The 20,981-nt window shown below is 60.6% G+C and carries 20 protein-coding genes, 1 tRNA gene and 1 pseudogene; 9 read left to right on the top strand and 13 right to left on the bottom strand.

Features of this window, described 5'->3' with window-relative positions:
* The first annotated feature begins 83 nt into the window (after positions 1 to 83).
* Both BLW24_RS09260 and BLW24_RS09255 read left to right on the top strand, forming a co-directional pair.
* Complete coding sequence (locus BLW24_RS09260; RefSeq protein WP_090379524.1) at positions 84 to 1,325, top strand: murein hydrolase activator EnvC family protein; 1,242 nt, start codon at positions 84 to 86, stop codon at positions 1,323 to 1,325.
* Between the two features lie 39 nt (positions 1,326 to 1,364).
* Positions 1,365 to 2,666: a S41 family peptidase gene (locus BLW24_RS09255; protein ID WP_090379521.1), complete on the top strand. Its 1,302-nt coding sequence runs from the start codon at positions 1,365 to 1,367 to the stop codon at positions 2,664 to 2,666.
* A 96-nt stretch (positions 2,667 to 2,762) separates the two neighbouring features.
* Here the strand turns inward: BLW24_RS09255 and BLW24_RS09250 are convergent, their stop codons facing one another.
* From BLW24_RS09250 to hisB, 8 genes and pseudogenes are all read right to left on the bottom strand, one after another.
* Complete coding sequence (locus BLW24_RS09250) at positions 2,763 to 3,518, bottom strand: substrate-binding periplasmic protein (protein ID WP_090379518.1); 756 nt, start codon at positions 3,516 to 3,518, stop codon at positions 2,763 to 2,765.
* A 136-nt stretch (positions 3,519 to 3,654) separates the two neighbouring features.
* A pseudogene (locus BLW24_RS09245) lies at positions 3,655 to 4,409 on the bottom strand (substrate-binding periplasmic protein).
* 97 nt (positions 4,410 to 4,506) lie between these two features.
* Positions 4,507 to 5,244, bottom strand: a complete 738-nt coding sequence (locus tag BLW24_RS09240) for a substrate-binding periplasmic protein (RefSeq protein WP_090379515.1) — start codon at positions 5,242 to 5,244, stop codon at positions 4,507 to 4,509.
* A 173-nt stretch (positions 5,245 to 5,417) separates the two neighbouring features.
* On the bottom strand, positions 5,418 to 6,188 hold the full coding sequence (gene hisF, locus BLW24_RS09235; protein ID WP_090379512.1) for an imidazole glycerol phosphate synthase subunit HisF: 771 nt from the start codon (positions 6,186 to 6,188) through the stop codon (positions 5,418 to 5,420).
* Between the two features lie 63 nt (positions 6,189 to 6,251).
* Entirely contained in the window at positions 6,252 to 6,989 is a 738-nt protein-coding gene (gene hisA, locus BLW24_RS09230) for a 1-(5-phosphoribosyl)-5-[(5-phosphoribosylamino)methylideneamino]imidazole-4-carboxamide isomerase (RefSeq protein WP_090379509.1), read from the bottom strand.
* A gap of 36 nt (positions 6,990 to 7,025) precedes the next feature.
* A complete protein-coding gene (locus BLW24_RS09225) occupies positions 7,026 to 7,289 on the bottom strand; it encodes a DUF2164 domain-containing protein (RefSeq protein WP_090379506.1) in 264 nt (87 codons plus the stop codon).
* Positions 7,290 to 7,928, bottom strand: coding sequence for an imidazole glycerol phosphate synthase subunit HisH (hisH, locus tag BLW24_RS09220; protein ID WP_090379503.1), 639 nt, complete (start codon positions 7,926 to 7,928; stop codon positions 7,290 to 7,292).
* The gene (gene hisB / locus BLW24_RS09215) at positions 7,929 to 8,522 is read right to left on the bottom strand and encodes an imidazoleglycerol-phosphate dehydratase HisB (protein WP_090255169.1); all 594 of its coding nucleotides are present in this window, start codon (positions 8,520 to 8,522) and stop codon (positions 7,929 to 7,931) included.
* 133 nt (positions 8,523 to 8,655) lie between these two features.
* Between hisB and BLW24_RS09210 the strand changes: the two genes are divergently transcribed.
* The 7 genes from BLW24_RS09210 (at position 8,656) to BLW24_RS09180 (ending at position 15,965) form a co-directional block, all read left to right on the top strand.
* Positions 8,656 to 9,756, top strand: coding sequence for an NAD(P)/FAD-dependent oxidoreductase (locus BLW24_RS09210; RefSeq protein WP_090379501.1), 1,101 nt, complete (start codon positions 8,656 to 8,658; stop codon positions 9,754 to 9,756).
* A gap of 123 nt (positions 9,757 to 9,879) precedes the next feature.
* The gene (locus BLW24_RS09205) at positions 9,880 to 12,114 is read left to right on the top strand and encodes an AsmA family protein (RefSeq protein WP_090379498.1); all 2,235 of its coding nucleotides are present in this window, start codon (positions 9,880 to 9,882) and stop codon (positions 12,112 to 12,114) included.
* Positions 12,111 to 13,187, top strand: a complete 1,077-nt coding sequence (mutY, locus tag BLW24_RS09200) for an A/G-specific adenine glycosylase (RefSeq protein WP_090379495.1) — start codon at positions 12,111 to 12,113, stop codon at positions 13,185 to 13,187. The genes BLW24_RS09205 and mutY overlap by 4 nt, the downstream gene beginning before the upstream one ends.
* Positions 13,184 to 13,456 carry an oxidative damage protection protein gene (locus BLW24_RS09195; RefSeq protein ID WP_090379491.1) on the top strand — a complete coding sequence of 91 codons (273 nt, stop codon included), beginning with the start codon at positions 13,184 to 13,186 and terminating at the stop codon, positions 13,454 to 13,456. Before mutY ends, BLW24_RS09195 begins: the two co-directional genes overlap by 4 nt.
* Before the next feature lie 296 nt (positions 13,457 to 13,752).
* A tRNA-Phe gene (locus BLW24_RS09190) sits at positions 13,753 to 13,828 on the top strand.
* 161 nt (positions 13,829 to 13,989) lie between these two features.
* Entirely contained in the window at positions 13,990 to 15,297 is a 1,308-nt protein-coding gene (locus BLW24_RS09185) for a tyrosine-type recombinase/integrase (RefSeq protein WP_090379488.1), read from the top strand.
* A 23-nt stretch (positions 15,298 to 15,320) separates the two neighbouring features.
* Complete coding sequence (locus tag BLW24_RS09180) at positions 15,321 to 15,965, top strand: hypothetical protein (protein WP_167360347.1); 645 nt, start codon at positions 15,321 to 15,323, stop codon at positions 15,963 to 15,965.
* Between the two features lie 135 nt (positions 15,966 to 16,100).
* On the opposite strand, the gene BLW24_RS09175 is transcribed toward BLW24_RS09180, so the two are convergent.
* The 5 genes from BLW24_RS09175 to BLW24_RS09155 all read right to left on the bottom strand — a co-directional run bounded on the left by BLW24_RS09175 (position 16,101) and on the right by BLW24_RS09155 (position 20,980).
* Positions 16,101 to 17,081, bottom strand: coding sequence for an IS5 family transposase (locus tag BLW24_RS09175; protein ID WP_090375275.1), 981 nt, complete (start codon positions 17,079 to 17,081; stop codon positions 16,101 to 16,103).
* A 114-nt stretch (positions 17,082 to 17,195) separates the two neighbouring features.
* Entirely contained in the window at positions 17,196 to 18,272 is a 1,077-nt protein-coding gene (locus tag BLW24_RS09170; protein WP_090379482.1) for a polyamine ABC transporter substrate-binding protein, read from the bottom strand.
* A gap of 78 nt (positions 18,273 to 18,350) precedes the next feature.
* Positions 18,351 to 18,692: a cupin domain-containing protein gene (locus BLW24_RS09165; protein ID WP_090379478.1), complete on the bottom strand. Its 342-nt coding sequence runs from the start codon at positions 18,690 to 18,692 to the stop codon at positions 18,351 to 18,353.
* Between the two features lie 11 nt (positions 18,693 to 18,703).
* Positions 18,704 to 20,110 (bottom strand): NAD(P)/FAD-dependent oxidoreductase, encoded by a 1,407-nt coding sequence (locus tag BLW24_RS09160; protein ID WP_090379475.1) that lies wholly within the window; start codon positions 20,108 to 20,110, stop codon positions 18,704 to 18,706.
* 48 nt (positions 20,111 to 20,158) lie between these two features.
* A complete protein-coding gene (locus BLW24_RS09155) occupies positions 20,159 to 20,980 on the bottom strand; it encodes a helix-turn-helix domain-containing protein (RefSeq protein ID WP_090387675.1) in 822 nt (273 codons plus the stop codon).
* Position 20,981: the final 1 nt, after the last annotated feature.

Here is a 20,981-nt window from a genome sequence, read left to right as displayed (position 1 = left end):
CGTCGCAACGTGACGTTAACCATGGCTCCCGGCCATTTTTTAGGCATACTAGGCGCGTTCTTAATTCAGGTGCTGCCAGCCCCATGCTTCGTGCCCTTGCCCTTATTTTCCTGACCCTCCTGCTGACGCCTGCGATCGCCGACGAGAAGAGCGATGCGCAGAAGCAACTGGACGCCGCGCGCGCCGATGTCGCCGAGCTGAAGCAACTGCTGGAAAAGCTGCAGCAGGAGAAATCCGGCGTGCAGAAAGACCTGAAGAAAACCGAAAGCGAGATGGGCCAGCTGGAGAAACAGGTCAAAGGCCTGCAGCAGGACCTGAAAAAGAGCGAAGAAGAGATTCAGCGTCTCGATAGCGAGAAAAAAAAACTCGAGGGCGCGCGCCTTGAACAGCAGCGCCTGATCGGCATCCAGGCCCGTGCCGCCTACCAGAGCGGTCGCCAGGAATACGTCAAGCTGCTGCTCAACCAGCAAAACCCGGAAAAGTTCTCGCGCACCCTGACCTACTACGACTACCTCAGCGAAGCGCGCATGGAACAGCTCGCCGCCTTCAATGAAACCCTGCGCCAGCTAGCCAACGTCGAGCTGGACATCGCCAACCAGCAACGCCAGCTGCTGGAGCAGAAAAGCGCGCTGGATGGCCGCCGCGAACAGCTCGCCAGCGTACGCAAGGAGCGCCAGCTGGCGCTGGCCAAGCTGAACAAGGAATTCTCTGCCCGCGACCAGAAGCTCAAGGCCCGCCAGCAGGAACAAGCCAACCTGGCGCGCGTGCTGAAAACCATCGAGGAAACCCTCGCCCGCCAGGCCCGCGAAGCTGAAGCGGCGCGTCAGCAAGCCCTGCTCGCTGAACGCGAGCAGCCGCGTAGCAGCACTAATCCCGCACCGACGGGTCCACTGGTGAGTTCCGGCGCCAGCTTTGGCGGTCCGTTCGCCAAAGCCCGCGGTAAATTACCCTGGCCGGTTAACGGTCGCGTGGTGGCTCGCTACGGCACACCGCGTGGCGGCGATGCACGAACAAAATGGGATGGCGTGCTGATCGGTGCCTCCGCCGGTAGCCAGGTGCACGCCGTACACGGCGGGCGCGTGGTATTTGCCGACTGGTTGCGTGGCGCCGGGCTTCTGGTCATTCTCGACCATGGCAACGGCTACCTGAGCCTCTATGGGCATAACCAGAGCCTGCTCAAGGACGCCGGCGACGAGGTCAAGGCCGGTGAAGCCATCGCCACCGTTGGCAACAGCGGCGGCCAGAACACCCCAGCACTGTATTTCGCAATTCGCCAGCAGGGCCGCCCGACCGACCCCGCTCAATGGTGCCGCGCACAAGGATAAGTGTTGCGATTACCGATTTAGGACAGGAGTAAGTTCGACATGCCGCATCTGTTCCGCCTCACCGCCCTCGCGCTGGCCGTTACCCTGCTGGGCAGCACTGCCGCCTTTGCCGCGCCCGCCGAAGCACCGGCCACCGCCAACGACAGCGCGCCACTGCCGCTGGACGACCTGCGCACCTTTGCCGAGGTGATGGACCGTATCAAGTCCGCCTATGTCGAGCCGGTCAGCGACAAGACCCTGCTGGAAAACGCGATCAAGGGCATGCTCAGCAACCTTGACCCGCACTCGGCCTACCTGGAGCCGGAAGCCTTTCGCGACCTGCAGGAAAGCACCAGCGGCGAATTCGGCGGCCTGGGTATTGAGCTCGGTACCGAAGACGGCTTTCTCAAGGTGGTCTCGCCGATCGATGACACCCCGGCTTCCGCTGCAGGCATCCAGCCAGGCGACCTGATCGTGAAGATCGACGGTCAGCCAACCAAGGGCCTGTCGCTGATGGAAGCCGTAGAGAAGATGCGCGGCAAAGCTGGCAGCGACATCGAACTGACGCTGGTGCGTGAAGGTGGCAAACCCTTCGATGTCGAGCTGACCCGCGCCGTGATCAAGGTCAAGAGCGTGAAAAGCCAGCTACTCGATGATGGCTACGGCTACGTGCGCATCACCCAGTTCCAGGTCAACAGTGGCGAAGAAGTCGGCAAGGCCCTGGCCAAACTGCGCAAGGAAAATGGCAAGAAGCTGCGCGGCCTGGTGCTGGACCTGCGCAACAACCCCGGCGGCGTGCTCCAGGCGGCCGTTGAGGTCACCGACCACTTTCTCAAGAAAGGCCTGATCGTCTACACCGAGGGACGCATCGCCAACTCCGAACTGCGCTTCAATGCCGACCCGGCTGACGCCAGTGAAGGCGTGCCGCTGGTGGTGCTGATCAACGGCGGTAGCGCCTCGGCCTCCGAAATCGTTGCTGGCGCTCTGCAGGATCACAAACGCGGTGTGCTGATGGGTACCGACAGCTTCGGCAAAGGCTCGGTGCAGACCGTGCTGCCGCTGAACAACGATCGCGCCCTGAAACTCACCACCGCGCTGTACTTCACCCCCAACGGTCGCTCAATTCAGGCTCAGGGCATCGTCCCGGACATCGAAGTGGCGCGCGCCAAGCTGACCCGCGAGCAGGGCGACGAAACCATCAAGGAAGCCGACCTGCAAGGTCACCTGGGCAATGGCAACGGCGGCGCAGACAGGCCAAGCAAAGGCAAGACCAGCACCCCGGTACGCCCACAGGATGACGACTATCAGTTGAGCCAGGCACTCAACCTGCTCAAAGGGCTGAGCGTTACCCGCGGCGACTAGGAATGCGCTTGCAGGTGCAGGCATGCCGGTAAAACTGCAGCAAGAAAAAGCCCGACCTTGATCACTCAAGGTCGGGCTTTTTAATAACGCCTGAAGCTACAGGTAGTTATTGGTCATTTCGTCGATAAAGCCTTCGGCACGCAACTCGTCCAGAGCCTTCTGCAGACGCTGCACCACCTCATCCGGGGTGTCCTTGTTCAGCGCCAGATACAGCTCGGCGTCATTGAAGCGCAATGCGGTATTCAAGCCACTGACGCCTTCCTGTTTGGCCAAATAGCGGCCCACCGGGTCAGTGGTAGCCCACAGGTCGATCTTGCCGCTGAGCAGCTTTTTGATGTTCTCCTGATCACGCAGCGCGTTGACCGGACTCAGGCCCTGGCTTTCCAGGTGCTGACTGACCGCGTCGTTCTTATAGGCACCGATCTGATACTGCCCAGCATCCTTAAGGCTGGCGACGCTCAGGTTATTACCCGGCGCAGCCAACAGCACCCAACCGGTTTTCGCCAATGGCCCCACCCACTTGAACAGTGGCTGACGCTCGGGCGTAAAGGTGGTGGAGAACAGGCCATAGTTGGGCTTGTCCAGGGTCAGGCGATACAGGCGATCCCAAGGGAAGCGCAGGGTCAGGGTGTAATTGATGCCGGCACGCTTGAACATTGCTCGGACGACCTCGGCATTGATGCCGTCGACGCCGTCGTCACGGGCAAAGTTCTTGTCATCCACCGCCATGTTGAACGGCGGGAAGTTCTCGGTCAGCAACACCACTTTGTAATCGGCTGGCAGCTCTGCACGGGCTGCGCAGGCACTCAGAACAAGCCCGAACAACAGGCCGGCTTTCAGGGTTTTCAACATAAGTCATTCCGCTCGCATGAATTGTGATTATGGCTAGCGGCATCCCTGCTCGGGCGATGCCCGGCGACGTATGGTACTTGGCGTCAACCATCCATGGCTGCGAGCCGGTTTATTGCCGACCCGCTGCTGCTACTTATTATAGGTAGTTGTTCAGAATATCTTCGACAAAGCCTTCGCTGCGCATCTTGTCCAACTCAGCTTGCAGCTTCTGTACAACCTCGTCCGGCACCTCTTTGTTCAGCGCCAGATACAGCTCTGCACTATCGAAACGCAGAATGGTTTTTAGACCGGAAAGCCATCCTGTTTTGCCAAGTAGCGCCCCGCTGGGTCACCGGTGGCCCACAGATCAATCTGACCAGCCATCAGCTTCTTGGCGTTTTCTGTGTCGCGCAAGGCAGTAATCGGCTCCAGGCCTTTCTCCACCAGATGCTCAGCAATCGCGTCACCTTTGTAGGCGCCGACCTTGTACTGCTTGGCCTCCTCCAGGCTGTTCAGGGTAATGCTGCTATCGGCCTTGCCGAGCAGCACCCAGTCATCCGGACCAATAGGGCCAACCCATTTGAACAGCGCCTCACGCTCCGGCAGACGCGCCGCAACAAATACGCCATAGCCTGGCTTTTCCAGCGCCAGCTTGTAGATACGATCCCAGGGGAAACGCAGGGTCATGTTGTATTGAATGCCGGCGCGCTTGAACATCTCGCGGATGATATCCACGGCAATACCGTCGATATTGTCTTCCTGAGCGAAATTCTTGCCATTGATCGCCATGTTGTAAGGCGGGAAATTCTCGGTCAGCAGGACCATGCGGTAGTTCGGGTCAATTTCGGCCCGAGCACTGCCCGCGAGTACCATAACTGTGCCAGCGAGGGCGACTAGTAATTGTTTGAACATGCTGTCTCACATCGATAGTTGGGCTGAGCATGCAAGCATACCCAGCACGTCCGACTAAGCCCAGCCCAGGTTTTACGCTGGTAGGGACGCAAGAGGCTTACAGATAACCGTCTTTGATCTTGCCCAGCTCACCTTGAGCACGCATATCGTCCAGGGCTTTCTGCAACTTCTGCACCACATCATCAGGCGTCTCTTTGTTCATCGCCAGATAAAGGTCAGCACTGTTGAAGCGATGCACCACCTTGAGCGCGCCGAGTGGCGACAACTTGGCCTGATAGCGCCCACCAGTTTCATCGGTGGCCCATAGATCAATCAAGCCCTTTTCCAGCTTGTTGAGGTTTTCCTTGTCCTGCAGGCTGGTTTGTACCGTCACGCCACGGTCGATCAGAAACTGTGAAATCGCATCATTGCGATAACCGCCAATCTTGTATGCACCGGCCTGATCCAGGCTGTTCAACGTAATGTTGCTATCGACCTTGGCCAGCAACACCCAGTCGCTCACTACAATCGGCCCAACCCACTTGAACTGCGACTCACGCTCCGGCGTACGAGCAGTGGAGAAGACTCCGTAGCCCTTGTTTTCCAACGCCTGCTTGTACTGGCGATCCCAGGGGAAACGCAGAATCATCTGACACTCAAGCTGCGCCTTACTGCACAGCGCACGCACCGTATCGCTGCTAATGCCCTGCACATCAGCATCCTTGGCAAAACTGCCACCACTGGCCGCCATGCTGAACGGCGGCAGGTTTTCGGTAAGCAGAACCAGAGGCTCTGCGCGAGCCAGGCTGACAGCACACAACAGCCAAACCGCGGTGAATAGCCGGATAGCAGGCATAAGAACTCCGTGTATGGAAAAACCATATATTAGAAAGAGGAGCGCTCAAAGGGGTGCCCAATGCATCGACCTGAGCGCAAACATTCTGATTTTAGCGGGCCAGTCGACATTTTGCTGTCGACTCGCCCGCAGCAGTGGCCGGCAGGACTGCTGGCCACTGCTGCGGGCGAGATTTAGCGCACGACGATGCCGCGAGCGGCCATATAGGCCTTGGCTTCCGGCACGGTGTATTCGCCGAAGTGGAAGATGCTCGCCGCCAGTACGGCCGCGGCCTTGCCTTCGATGATGCCGTCAGCCAGGTGCTGCAGGTTGCCAACGCCGCCAGAGGCGATCACCGGAATACCGACCATTTCGCTGATGGCGCGGGTTACGCCCAGGTCATAGCCGCTCTTGACGCCATCCTGATCCATGCTGGTGAGGAGGATTTCGCCGGCACCGAGGTCTTCCATCTTCTTTGCCCAGAGCACCGCATCCAGGCCGGTCGGCTTGCGCCCGCCGTGGGTGAAGATTTCCCAGCGCGGGGTTTCGCCCGGCTTGGAGACTTTTTTCGCGTCGATGGCGACGACGATGCACTGCGAGCCGAAGCGTGAGGCCGCTTCGCCGACAAACTCCGGGGTGAATACCGCCGCCGTGTTGATCGACACCTTGTCGGCACCCGCGTTGAGCAGGTTGCGAATGTCCTGCACGGTGCGCACGCCGCCGCCGACGGTCAGCGGGATAAACACCTGGCTGGCCATGCGTTCGACGGTGTGCAGCGTGGTGTCGCGGCCGTCGACGCTGGCGGTGATGTCGAGAAAAGTAATCTCGTCTGCGCCCTGCTCGTCATAACGACGGGCAATCTCCACCGGATCACCGGCGTCGCGGATATTCTCGAACTGCACGCCTTTGACCACGCGGCCGTTGTCCACGTCGAGGCAGGGGATGATGCGTTTAGCCAGTGCCATATCGGTATTCCCGTAGGGTGTCGCGGGGCCGCCCAGGCGGAGCGCACCGCCAGAGCAGGCGAATCAGCCTTTGAAGTTGTCGCAGAAGGCCTGCGCTTCAGCCACATCCAGGGTGCCTTCGTAGATGGCCCGGCCGGTGATGGCACCGATAATGCCGGGCGAGCGGGCCAGCAGCAGCTTCTCGATATCGCCGAGGTTGTGGATGCCGCCGGAGGCAATCACCGGGATGCGGCTGGCAGCAGCCAGCGCCGCGGTGGCCTCGACGTTGCAGCCCTGCATCATGCCGTCTTTAGCGATATCGGTATAAACGATGGCGGACACGCCATCAGCCTCGAAACGCTTGGCCAGGTCGGTGGCCTGCACGGTCGAGACTTCCGCCCAACCGTCGGTGGCAACGAAACCATCTTTGGCATCCAGACCGACGATCACCTTGCCGGGGAAGGCTTTGCAGGCGTCGGTGACGAACTGCGGATCCTTCACCGCCTTGGTGCCGATGATCACGTAGCTGACGCCGGCGCGCACGTAGTGTTCGATGGTTTCCAGAGTGCGGATGCCGCCGCCGATCTGGATCGGCAGGGTCGGGTAGCGCTTGGCGATGGCGGTGACCACTTCGCCGTTGACCGGCTGGCCTTCGAAGGCGCCATTGAGGTCGACCAGGTGCAGACGACGGCAGCCGCCCTCAACCCACTTGGCCGCCATGCTCACCGGGTCATCGGAAAACACCGTGGAGTCTTCCATGCGGCCCTGACGCAGACGCACGCAGGCGCCGTCCTTCAGATCGATAGCGGGGATAATCAGCATCGGTTGAACCTGCTCAAGTCGTGTAAATTCGGTGGATCAACTCTTTTCGAGTGCCCAGAGGTCGCTTTCGATGCTCTCGAACCGGTCTTTTAGCACCGTTTGCACATCGAGCACTGCTTGGTTGTAGAACAAGGGGCCACATTTCAAGGCGAAGAAATCGAATAGCTCCTCGGCCTCGAAACCGCCCATCTCTAATTCGAAACGCTCAGCCATGAAATGCTTTAGCTCACGGGCAATACCTGCTCGCTGCTCAACGCTGAACTGGAAAAGCAGTGGCGCATCCTTTCTCACCCGGCTCATTTACCAGCGGCCATCCCAGGCGGCGAAGTTCTGCAGCAGCTGCAGACCGTGGGTGTGGCTCTTTTCCGGGTGGAACTGCACGGCAAAGCGCGAGCCTTCGGCCAGCGCGGCGGCGAAGTCCTTGCCGTAATGACCGCGACCGACCACCTGCTTGGGGTTGCCGGCCTCGATGTAATAGCTGTGCACAAAGTAGAAGCGCGCGAGATCCGGAATGTTGTGCCACAGCGGATGTTTGACCGACTGCGACACCTCGTTCCAGCCCATGTGCGGCACCTTCAGCGGCTCGCCACCTTCGACCATGTCCTTGCCGAAGAAACGCACCTGGCCAGGGAACAGGCCGATGCAATCGACGCCATCGTTCTCTTCGCTGTGCTCCAGCAGCGCCTGCATGCCTACGCAGATGCCAAGAAACGGTCGATCGGCACTGACTTCCCGCACCAGGCTGTCGAAGCCCAGGCGCTTGATCTCGGCCATGCAATCGCGGATCGCGCCAACGCCGGGAAATACCACCCGGTCAGCCTCGCGAATCACCTGAGCATCGCTGGTCACCAGCACCTTGCCGGCCCCTACGTGCTCCAGGGCCTTGGCCACCGAGTGCAGGTTGCCCATGCCATAGTCGATTACTGCAACCGTCTGCATTTACAGGCAGCCCTTGGTCGACGGCATTTGCCCGGCCATGCGTTCATCCAGCGTCACGGCCATGCGCAACGCGCGGCCGAAGGCTTTGAATACGGTTTCAATCTGGTGGTGGGTGTTAGTGCCACGCAGGTTGTCGATATGCAGCGACACCAGAGCGTGGTTGACGAAGCCCTGGAAGAACTCCTGGAACAGATCCACATCGAAGCCACCGACCACGGCGCGAGTGAACGGCACGTGCATCTGCAAGCCTGGGCGCCCGGAGAAGTCGATCACCACGCGCGACAGCGCTTCGTCCAGCGGCACATAAGAATGGCCGTAACGGGTCATGCCCTTCTTGTCGCCGATGGCCTGGGTGAAAGCCTGGCCGAGGGTGATGCCGACGTCTTCCACGGTGTGGTGGTCATCGATATGCAGGTCGCCCTTGCACTGGATATCCAGGTCGATCAGGCCGTGACGGGCAATCTGATCGAGCATGTGCTCAAGGAACGGCACGCCAATATCGAACTTGGCCTTGCCGGTACCATCCAGGTTGATCGAGACCTTGATCTGGGTCTCCAGGGTATTGCGCTCGACGGATGCCGTACGTTCGGCCATCACCAGCTCCAGAAATTGCCCACGGAAAAAGGCTGGCATTATAGGCGGGCATCCACCCAGGCGGCTACCAGCGGCGATCAGAGGCACCGCTATCGAGCACATAGCCTCACACCAGACAACGAACGGAACGCATATGGACAGTATCGACACCCTGATTATTGGCGCAGGCGCCCTCGGCCTGGCCTGCGCCGCACGCCTGACTAGACCGGAGCAGAGCACCCTGATAGTCGAAGCCGAGAACCTGATCGGCAGCCATACCTCCAGCCGCAACTCCGAGGTGATCCACGCCGGCATCTACTACGCCCCCGGCTCGCTCAAGGCCGAACTGTGCCTGGAAGGCCGCGAGCGCCTGTATGCCTGGTGCAACAGCCATCAGGTGGCGCACCGCCAGCTCGGCAAACTGCTGGTGGCGGTGGAAACGGCGGAAATAGCCAAACTCGAACAGCTGCAGCGCAATGCCCAAGCCTGCGGCGTGCATGACTTGCAGCCTATCGAGCAGAACCGCCTGCACGAACTGGAGCCCGCCGTGCGCGGCGTTTGCGCCCTGCTCTCACCCAGCACTGGGATTATCGACAGCCACGCCTATCTGCAATCGCTGCTGGCCGCAGCCGAGCAGCGTGGCGCGCAGCTGGTGCTGCATACCCGCGTCGAACAGCTCGAAGCAAATGGCGATGGCTGGATAGCCCACGGTCAGAGCAACGGCGAGCCGTTCCAGCTCAAAGCCCAACGGGTGATCAATGCCGGCGGCCTGTTCGCCCAGCAGCTGGCCAGCCACACCCCGGGCCTGACGGACGTGCCGCCACTACACCTGTGCCAGGGCCGCTACTTCAGCTACAGCGGCCGTTCGCCCTTCCAGCACCTGATTTACCCGATGCCGGAAGCCAATACCGCCGGCCTTGGCATCCACGCCACTCTGGATCTTGGCGGCCAGCTGCGTTTCGGCCCGGATACTCACTACCTCACGCAGATCGATTATCAGGTCGAGGAAAGCCAGCGCGAGCCGTTCGCCGACGCCATCCGCCGCTACTTTCCCGCCATCGACAGCACGCGCCTGGTGCCTGGCTATAGCGGCATCCGGCCGAAACTCGCAGGCCCCGGGGAACCGGTCGCCGACTTCATTATCCAAACGCCCAATGATCACGGCCTGCCAGGCCTGGTCAACCTGTTCGGCATCGAGTCGCCAGGGCTTACCGCCAGCCTGGCTATTGCCGAGCGCGTGGCGCAAGCCCTGTAAAAGCCGCTTGCAAAATCACCGCGTAAACGGGACTGTCGGCGGTCAAGGTAAAAACGCTGGCGCTATACTCGCCGGCTTGAATTGCTGCACTTCACCATCCAGTTTCTAAACAAGGATTCGCACATGAAAGCGCTCGGCAAAATTCTCGGCCTGTTTTTTCTCGGGCTATTGCTGATCATTGTGGCGCTGGGCTTTGCCCTTACCCACCTGTTCGATCCCAACGACTACAAAGACGAAATCCGTCAGCTGGCCCGCGACAAGGCCAATCTGGAGCTGACCCTCAAGGGCGACATCGGCTGGAGCCTGTTCCCCTGGCTCGGTCTGGAATTGACCGACGCCACCCTCGCCAGCCCCAGCACCCCGGACAAGCCGTTCGCCGACCTGCGCCTGCTTGGCCTCTCGGTACGCGTGCTGCCGCTGCTGCGCAAGGAAGTGCAGATGAGCGACATCCGCATCGACGGCCTCAACCTCAACCTGCAGCGCGACGAGAAAGGCCGCAGCAACTGGGAAGATGTCGGCAAACCGGCCAACGCCGCGACCGCAACAACCGACGCACCAGCAGCGAGCACCGACAGCACGCAGACCGACAGCCCAGCCACCGAGCCCGGCGAAAGCAGCCAGCCGCTGAAACTGGATATCGATAGCCTGATCGTCAACAGCGCGCGCATCGACTACCACGACGTACAGAAAGGCCAGCAATTCAACGCCGAAAGCATTCAGCTGACCACCGGAGCGATCCGCGAAGGCGCAGGCATACCGGTCAAACTCAGCGCCTTCTTCGGCCTCAACAAGCCGGTGCTGCGCGCTCGCAGCGAGCTGCAGGGTGAACTGCGCTTCGATCGCGCCCTCAAGCGCTATCAACTGGAAGACGCCAAGTTTTCTGGTGAAGTGTCCGGCGAGCCCTTCGATGGCCAGACCCTGACCTACTCAGTCCAGGGCCAACTGCTGGTCGACCTGGCCGCCCAGGTCGCCGAGTGGAACAGCCTGAAACTCTCCGCCAACCAGCTGCGCGCCTTGGGCGAGCTGAAAGTCCGCGACCTCGACAAGCAGCCAAAACTCAGCGGCGGCCTGTCCATCGCACCGTTCAACCTGCGTGAGTTCCTCGCCACCATCGGCCAGAAACTGCCGCCGATGAACGATGACAAGACCCTCAACCAGTTCGAGCTGGTCACCCGCCTCAGCGGCACTGACAACAGCCTGACCTTCGAAGACCTCAAGCTAACCCTGGATGACAGCCACTTCAGCGGCCAGCTGGCGATTGCCGATTTCGCCAAACAGGCTCTGCGCGTGCAACTCAAGGGCGACCAGCTGAACCTCGACCGCTACCTGCCCGCGCCATCCAAAGACACCAAGGATGCCGGCGCCGCGCGCCAGGCCGAGGTCAAGGCCAGCGTCGCCAGCGCCGGACAGAGCGGCAGTACGCCGCTGCCCGACGCACCGACCCAGCACGCCTGGAGCAACAGTGAAGTGCTGCCGATCGAGACACTGCGTAAGCTCGACGTACGGCTCGACCTCGGCCTGGATCAGCTCACCGCCCAACAGCAGGTGATCAGCGCCTTCAGCGCCAAGGCGCAGAGCAAGGGCGGCCTGCTGACCCTGCAGGATGTGCGCGGCACTATCGGCAACGGCAGCTTCAATGCCAAGGCCAGCATCGATGTACGCCCGGCTATCCCAATGCTCAGCGTGCAGAAGAATCTCAACAACATCCCGATTGAGCCGTTCCTGAAAAAGCCCGACCAGCCTTCGCCGGTAAAAGGTCTGCTGGATTTCAAAGCCAACCTGACCACCAGCGGCAACAGCCAGCGTGCCTGGGTCGATGGGCTGACGGGCGACGCCAGCTTTATGCTGAATGACGGCGTGCTGGTCGACGCCAACCTGGAACAACAGCTGTGCCGCGGCATCGCCACGCTCAATCGCAAATCCCTGAGCAGCGACCCACGCGGCAAGGACACACCCTTCGAAACCCTGCAAGGCAGCCTGACCCTGCGCAACGGCGTGGCCCACAACCCCGACCTCAAGGCCGTGATTCCGGGCCTGGCCGTCAGCGGCAAGGGCGATCTGGACCTGCGCATCCTCGGCCTCGACTACCGCGTCGGCATCACCGTCATTGGCGACCAGCGCGAAATGCCCGATCCGGCCTGCCAGGTCAACGAGCGCTATGTCGGCATCGAATGGCCGGTGCGCTGCCGCGGCCCGCTGGAAATGGGCGGCAAGGCCTGCCGCCTGGATCAGGACGGCCTGGGCAAGGTCGCCGCCAAACTGGCCGGCAACAAGCTCAGCGAGAAGATTGAAGAAAAACTCGGCGACAAGGTCAGTCCAGAGCTGAAAGACGCACTCAAGGGCCTGTTCAACCGATGAACCCCGAGCAGTTTTCTGACGCGGTACTGAACTGGTACGACAGCCACGGCCGCAAGGACCTGCCCTGGCAACAGGGCATCACGCCGTACCGCGTATGGGTCTCGGAGATCATGCTGCAGCAGACCCAGGTCAGCACCGTACTCGGCTATTTCGACCGTTTTATGGCCGCCTTGCCGACGGTCAATGATCTGGCCGCAGCGCCGGAAGACGAAGTGCTGCACCTGTGGACGGGCCTCGGTTACTACACCCGCGCGCGCAACCTACAGAAAACCGCGCAGATCGTGATGACCGAACATGCCGGCGACTTTCCCCGCGATGTCGACCAGCTCACCGAACTTCCCGGCATCGGCCGCTCCACCGCCGGCGCCATCGCCAGCCTCAGCATGGGCCTGCGCGCGCCGATCCTCGACGGCAACGTCAAACGCGTACTGGCGCGCTATGTCGCCCAGGAGGGCTATCCCGGCGAGCCAAAGGTGGCGAAACAACTGTGGGATGTGGCCGAGCGCTTTACCCCGCACGCCCGAGTCAACCACTACACCCAGGCGATGATGGATCTGGGCGCCACCCTATGTACCCGCAGCAAACCCAGCTGCCTGCTCTGCCCGCTGCAGAGCGGCTGTCAGGCGCACCTGCTCGGCCTGGAGATCCGCTACCCGATCCCCAAACCGCGCAAGGCGCTGCCGCAGAAACGCACGCTAATGCCGATCTTCGCTAACCGCAACGGCGAGGTGCTGCTCTATCGCCGTCCATCCAGCGGCCTCTGGGGCGGCCTGTGGAGCCTGCCGGAGCTGGAGCAAGCCAACGCCATCAGCAGCCTGGCCAGCCGCCACAGCTTGCAGCTCGGCGCACAACGCGAGCTGAGCGGCCTGACCCACACCTTTAGCCACTTCCAGCTGGCCATCGAACCCTGGCTGATCCAGGTCGACGCCGCACCAGCCGCCGTGGCCGAGGCTGACTGGCTCTGGTATAACCTCGCCACCCCGCCGCGCCTGGGCCTCGCCGCCCCAGTAAAGAAATTGCTGAAGCGCGCGGCCGATGCACTCGCAACCCCGAACACTGGAGAAACACCATGACCCGCACCGTACAGTGCCGCAAACACAAGCAGGAACTCCCCGGCCTGGACCGCCCACCGTATCCGGGCGCCAAAGGTGAGGACATCTTCAACAACGTTTCCAAACAAGCCTGGGACGAATGGCAGAAGCACCAGACCCTGCTGATCAACGAACGCCGCCTGAACATGATGAACGCCGAAGATCGCAAGTTCCTCCAGGCTGAAATGGACAAATTCCTCTCCGGCGAGGAATACGCCCAGGCCGAAGGCTACGTGCCGCCCAGCGAGTAACAACAGCGTCGCCTTTGTAGGAGCGGGCCATGCCCGCGATAACTTTGCCGGGCACGGCCTATTCGCGGCCATGGGACTAAGCGTCCCCGCCGCTCCTACGAATCCCTCCCCGGATTGCATCCGAACTCCCCTGCGCCCCACTCACCTGTAGGAGCGGGCTTGCCCGCGATCAGCTCGCCCCACCAGCCCAACCCCCAGCAAAGCCCCTGCCGCAACTAAGCGCCCGTAATAATTAAATATTTTTCAAACTCACGCTTGACACCTCCCCCTCAAATCCGTCTAATAGCGCCCCGTTAGCCCGGGTAGCTCAGTCGGTAGAGCAGGGGATTGAAAATCCCCGTGTCGGCGGTTCGATTCCGTCCCCGGGCACCATTATTATATTTCCACATGCTCACGCATGACTTGGAAAGTCAGAGAAACCGGCCCTTGAGCCGGTTTTTTTGTGCCCGCATAAACTCGGGTGTCTCTACACATTCCCGAGATATAGGGGTACAAATAGGGGTATTGCCCGATTCGATATTGAGCGTACCCCCATGGCCAGAACTGTCATCCCGTTGTCAGGCCCCAAGTGCGAGGCCGCAAAGGCCAAGGACAAGCCCTACAAGCTCAGCGATGGGCAGGGCCTGTATCTGCTGGTGCGCCCGACGGGAAGCAAGGTTTGGCGTCTTAAATACAACCGCCCCAACGGAAAAGAGAACCTCCTGACGTTCGGCGAGTATCCCGCTCTGTCGCTCAAACTCGCTCGACAGAAGCGCGCAGAGGCCAAAGAGCTGCTTGCTCAAGATATCGACCCAGCTGAGCAGGCATCACTGGAAAAAGCGCGAGCAAGCGACGCCACTACGTTCGAAACCATTACACGCGACTGGCACAAGACCCAGCTTAAGCGCGGCAAATGGTCGGCATCTCATGCTGAACGCATCCTGCGGGAGATGGAGGTCGATCTATTTCCTGCGATTGGCAACAAGCCAGTAGAGAGGCTCACGACCCGCGAACTACTGGCCCCCCTCCTGGCGGTCGAGGCGCGAGACGCTCTGGATATGGCTGCTCGCCTCAAGCAACGCCTGTGCGCAGTGATGCGTCACGCAGTGCAGATCGGATTAATCACCTACAACCCCGCCCAAGACCTCACTGGCGCGATTTCGAGTCGCAAGGCGACACATCGCCCAGCGCTGCCGCTAAAGCGTCTGGGAGAACTCCTGGAGAAGTTCCAGAGCTACTCGGGTCGCCCCCTCACTCGCCTTGCGATGCTGCTGACGCTAAATGTGTTCGTTCGATCTTCAGAGCTGCGTTTTGCCCGGTGGAGCGAAATCGATTTCGAACGCTCCATTTGGATAATTCCCTCAGAGCGCAAAGCGATGCCCGGCGTGAAGCACTCTACTCGCGGTAGCAAAATGCGCGATGAACACTTGGTGCCGCTGTCACCCCAGTCCCTATTAATCCTGCGTGAGATTCACGCCATGACTGGTCGAGGCGAGCTCGTGTTCCCCAGCGACTCGGTAGCCAGCAAACCGATGTCTGAAAACACAGTGAACGCGGCCCTTCGCCGCATGGGCTACGACACCAAAGTGGATATCTGCGGGCATGGATTTCGCACAATGGCATGTTCAGCCCTGGTCGAGTCGGGCATGTGGTCACGCGATGCAGTCGAACGACAAATGAGTCACAAGGAGCGAAACGGTGTACGTGCCGCGTATATCCATCGCGCCGAGCACTTGGATGAGCGCCGACTGATGCTCAACTGGTGGAGCAACTACCTCGACGCCAACCGGAACGAGGCAGTGACTCCATTTGACTACGCCAGGCCAAAGGTGGGAAATGTGGTGGAGATCAGACGGGCATAAGAACCGAATTTAAATACCCAATCTTGATTAACAACGTTTCCGAGTACTGCCGCAGAGATCTAGAGAGCATGCCCCTTTCACAAGCCGCGTTGAAATTACTACGAGCGGAGATTCAACACTGCTCAGCGGAAGAATTTATCAATCGACGAACGCACATGCTGACGCTCGTGGATCAAGCGCTGTCCCAAAGGCCTAATCCACAGAATATTATGCAAGGACTGATAGACGCCTTTTGCGAAAATATAACGCTCACGCTTACGTTTACTGACGACGTCAAGGAGGCCCCCTCTACTCGCGAGCAGCTTGATATGCGCCTTGAACGCCTAGGTGATGTCTGCGCATCTGGGCTTGATGGCCCCCAACTACTCTGGCTTTTCTATAAATTGGAGCACATGGCCGCATCCGCCTTATCTGAGCTTGCGATGGTTGCCCAGACCACGAACCCAAAAACGGTAAAAGCTCAGCTAGAACAGGCTTTCTTTCACGGAGAGTGGCGTGATGGGGCCGTGACTGTAGTCAAAGAGCACATCGAAAGTCGCGCCGGGCTATCTCTTCACGAAGAGACACGTAACGGGCAAAGAGTGGTCATTTTTCGAAAAACCCAAGCCATACCGGTCACAACCCCAGAGCTAATACATAACGCAGTTTCTGCTCTAAGGATCCTCTGAAGTAGCCATGCATTTCTGGCTGACGTCAGCCTCTGCTGATTTCGAAAGTGATAAATCGATCAAAAACGATCAGATTACCGGCTCATTTCTGTGTTTTTAGCCGCCGCGAGCACCTCGCGGCAGCCATTTCCAGCATTACGGGCGCACCTCTCCTGCATTCGTCAGTAAATGTCGGCGCGCCATCCACAGATTTGACAGCGCGAATAAAGTCACCAGTTGCGCCGTGTTTTTGACCAGGCCACGGAAGCGCGTCTTCACATAACCGAACTGACGCTTGATCACCCGAAACGGATGCTCGACCTTGGCTCGCACTTGGGCCTTGGCCTTCTCGATTTTGCGCTTGGCTTTGTACAGCGCGCTGCGCTTACCGAGTTTCTTGTAAGTGCTACGCCGTGCTGCAACCTGCCAGATCACTTGACGGCCCTCATGCTCGGGGCGCTTCTCGACACCGGTATATCCGGCATCGCCCCCCACCATGTTTTCCTCGCCGTGCAGCAGCTTATCGACCTGGGTGACATCCGCCACGTTGGCGGCAGTACCCACCACGCTGTGCACCAAGCCAGACTCGTCATCCACCCCGATGTGCGCCTTCATGCCGAAGTAATACTGATTGCCTTTCTTGGTTGAGTGCATCTCAGGGTCACGCTTACCGTTCTTGTTCTTGGTTGAACTCGGCGCGTTGATCAGCGTGGCATCGACGATGGTGCCTTGGCGCAGCGACAAACCACGGTCACCCAGGTAGCCATTGATCACGGCCAGGATGCCGGCAGCCAGTTCGTGTTTTTCCAGCAAGCGGCGGAAGTTGAGGATGGTGGTTTCGTCAGGAATGCGCTCCAGAGTCAGCCCGGCAAACTGGCGTAGGATGGTGGTCTCGTACAGCGCCTCTTCCATCGCCGGATCGCTGTAACCGAACCAGTTTTGCATCAGATGCACTCGCAGCATCGCCATCAGCGGATAGGACGGTCGGCCGCCTTCACCCTTTGGATAATGCGGCTCGATCAAAGCGATCAACCCTTTCCATGGCACTACCCGATCCATCTCGATCAGGAACAATTCTTTGCGGGTCTGCTTGCGCTTGCCGGCATACTCGGCGTCGGCGAAGGTCATCTGCTTCATCGGAAAACTCGGCGGGTGGAGTGCGGATATTTTGCCAAAATCAGGAAGTCTTTTTCAGACCATCCTTAGGTTGGCGGGGCTTTTTATTGGTTGTGATTTTATGTTTGCGACGGCTTAGATCCCGCTTTTGACCTTGCTCCAGATGCACGTGCGTACGCGGTCGATTTTCAGCGGCATGGCTTCCAGGGCGTAGAGGTTGTCCATCGCGTCCTGCGGCGGGTAGACCGTGGCATCGGCTTTCAGCTTGGGGTCGACCAGGCTGTCGGCGGCGCTGTTGCCATTGGCGTATTGCACGTGATTGGTGATCTGCGCGATGACCTCGGGCTGCAGCAGGTAGTTCATAAAGGCGTAGGCGGCCTGCTCGTTGTTGCTGTCGGCGGGCATGGTGACCATGTCGAACCAGATCGGCGTGCCTTCCTTAGGGATCACGTAGTTGATGCTGATACCGTTGTTCGCCTCAGTGGCGCGGTTGTCGGCCTGCATGATGTCGCCGGAGAAGCCCACGGCCATACAGATATCGCCATTGGCCAGGTCGCCGACGTACTTGGATGAGTGGAAATAGCGCACGTTCTTGCGCATCTCCAGCAGCAGCTCTTCGGCCTTTTGGTAGTCCTCAAGGTTCTGGCTGTGGTGCGGCAGCCCCAGGTAATGCAAGGCGATGGGCAGCAGTTCCGGGCCGTTGTCGAGAATCGCCACGCCGCACTGGCTGAGCTTGGCCAGGTATTCGGGCTTGAAGATCAGGTCCCAGGAATCGAGCGGTACATCTTCTCCGAGCACTTCGCGCACCTTGGCGACGTTGTAGCCAATGCCGGTGCTGCCCCACAGGTAGGGGAAGCCGTACTGGTTGCCGGGGTCGTTGGTTTCCAAGGCTTTCATCAAAATCGGGTTGAGGTTGTTCCAGCCCGGTAGGCGGCTCTTGTCGAGCGTCTTCAGTGCGCCGCCCTGGATCTGCCGGGCCATGTAGTGGTTGGACGGGAACACCACGTCGTAACCCGAGCGCCCTGCCATCAGTTTGGCGTCGAGGGTTTCATTGCTGTCGTACACATCGTAGTGGCTGCTGATGCCGCTGCTTTGCTCGAATTGCTTGAGGGTGTCCGGGGCGATGTAGTCAGTCCAGTTGTAGATGCGCACGGTTTCTGCGGCCTGGCTGACGCTGCTGAGCAGCAGCAGAGGAAGCAATTTCTTCAACATGGGAGTACCTCATTGTTTTTATCGGTGTTGTCGAAGTGGCAGTAGCAAGTGAATGGCGTTGGCCTGCGCTGGGCTGGGTTATTTGAGCAGGACGAAGCTCTTGCGCACGGTTTCCGTGATGTCCCACACGCCGAAGGTGTTGGCGGGCAGCAACAGGGCGTCGCCGGCCTGGATCTGCATGGGCTCGCCGCCATCCGGGGTGAAGGTGCAGCGCCCGGCGATAAAGTGGCAGAACTCCTGCTGGGCGATCTGCCGGCGCCAACGCCCGGGTGTGCATTCCCAGATACCGGCTGCGACGCCGTCGGCGTGCTCAATGCCGTGGCTGCTGGTGATGGCCACCGGCTCGCTAAGCGGTACGGCAACCGGAGTGATATCCGCCAGGATCATTGGGGCGGAGTTCTTGAAGTGTTCGATGCTCATGAAACTCTCCGTTAACGCATGAATTTTTCCATGGTGCCGGCCAGGCTGCTGGCCAGCTTGCGCCGCCAGGGCGCGCTGTCTGGGTTGGCCAGCACACGGTCCTCATGCACAAAGCTCTGAATGATTGCGTTGTAGCCGAGCCAGCGCAGGGGTTCCGGTTCCCAGCGCGGCAGGCGGTTGATCGGCTGGTCGCCGAGCACCCAAGGCTGGCGGGTCAGCTCGCTTTGCTGGTCGAGAATCAAGTCGGCCAGGGTGCGACCGCCGAGGTTGCTCGCGCCCACGCCTTCGCCGCCGTAACCGCCGGACAAGGCGATGCCGTTGCTGCGGTCCACCAGCATGTGCGGGCGAAAGCGCCGCGCCATGCCCAGGTTGCCGCCCCAGGCGTGGGTGATGCGTACTTGCTTGAGTTGCGGGAACAGCTCGCCGAACAGGTAGCGACGCAGGTCGCGCTCGTCCGCACTGAGGTTGAAATCGTGGCGCAGTTGCCCGCCAAAGCGATAGCCACCACGGGCGCCAAACACCAAACGGTCGTCGGCGCTGCGCTGGCCGTAGGTGACCTGGCGGCTGTTCTCGCTGAAGGCCTGGCCGCGCTCCAGGCCGATATCGGCCCAGACTTCCTTGGGTAGCGGTTCGGTGGCCACCAGCAGGCTTTGTACCGGCAGTTGATGCTTGCCTAGGGACGGCAGGCTGGCGGCATAGCCTTCCACGGCGGGGACGATCCAGTCGGCGCGCACGCTGCCACTGGTGGTGCGCACCAGGCCGGTTTGCCAGTCGATCACCCGACTCTGTTCATACAGCTCGACGCCCATGGCCGCCACGCAGCGCGCCAGGCCGCGCACCAGCTTGGCCGGCTGGATGGTCGCGCAGTGCGGGGTGTAGATGGCGCCGAAGGCATTGGCCAGTTGCAGTTGCTTGCCCAGATCGAAGGGGGTCAGCCAGCGGTAGTCGTGTTCATCCAGGCCCAGGTCGCGCAGCTCGGCCAGGTGCTGGCGCAGGCTGGTCAGCTGCTCCGGGTAGCGCGCGGCGCAATACAGCACGCCGGCTTTGCGGTAATCGCAGGCGATCTGTTCACGCTGTAACACGCTGGCGACTTCATCGGGAATGCCGTGCAGCAGGGCATAGGCACTCTGCCGTGCGGCGCTGGGCTGGTCGGCGAGCAGGTGATCCTGGCCAAGCAGGTTGCCCATCAGCCAGCCGCCATTGCGCCCGGAGGCGCCGAAGCCGGCAATCTCACCTTCGAGGATGACGATGCGTAGGTGTGGCGCTTGGCGCTTGAGGTAATAGGCGGTCCATAGGCCGGTGTAGCCCGCGCCGATGATCGCCACATCGGCGTGCAGGTCTTCGGTCAGCGCGGGGCGGGCGGTCAGCGGTTCGTCCAGCTGATCCATCCATAGGCTGAGGGAGCGCCATGGGCTCATCGTGATCTCCGGCAAGTGAGTAGCGTTGCGCAGAGAGTAGGAGAGCGATCAAGGCGTGTCTTGTGTGCGTGCCCGCAAGGAAATTTGTTTGAGGTAGGCCTTGGGCGACAACCCGGTATGCCGACGGAAGCAGCTGTAGAACGCCGAGAGCGAATTGAAGCCGGCGGCGAAGGCCTGCTCATCGATACGCTGCAGGTCGTTGCCGGATTCCAGGCCCGCCAGCAGGTGCTGCAGGCGCTTGAGGTTGATATAGCGGTAGAAGCTCTGGCCGAGCACCTGGTTGAGCAGGTGGGAGATCTGGTTGCGGCTGTAGCCGGTGCTCGCGGCGACCTGTTGCAGGCTGAGCTGCGGGTCGAGGTAGGCCTGGGCGCGCTGCATGTAGTCTTCCAGATCCTGCGCGAGCAGGCCCAGCTGACGGGCGCTGAGGCCGAGGCGGCTAAGGGCCGGGCGTGAATCACTGGCGGAGGGTTGCTCGCGCTCCTCGCGCATTAGCGTGGCGTATTCATGGATGCGCCAGATCAGGCCGTCGCGCACGGTGATGGCTTCGCCGGTGCGAAACGCCAGCAGGCCGCCACTGCCGTGCAGGCTGATGCGGTACTGGATAAACGCGGTATGCCCGTCGATGCGGATGCGGTCGGTGTGCTCCAGGGCCTCACCGGGCTGGCGCGGCAGGTTGTTGCGCACATACTCGCGCAGTTCGGCAAAGCCCATGCAGCGCTGCTGGAAGAAGTCGTGGTACTGGATATCCGGGTGATACAGCGCCATCACCGCGTCGAGGTCGCGGTCTTTCCAGCTGTAGTGATAGCGCAGCACCGTGGCGCGGGTGCGCTCGGTCTGCAGGGCGTCATCGGGGAAGTCGGGATTATCCATG

Source organism: Pseudomonas anguilliseptica, assembly GCF_900105355.1.
In the GTDB taxonomy this organism is placed as follows: domain Bacteria; phylum Pseudomonadota; class Gammaproteobacteria; order Pseudomonadales; family Pseudomonadaceae; genus Aquipseudomonas; species Aquipseudomonas anguilliseptica.
The sequence above is the reverse complement of the archived record's forward strand: the minus strand, read 5'-3'. Positions and strand labels throughout refer to the sequence as shown.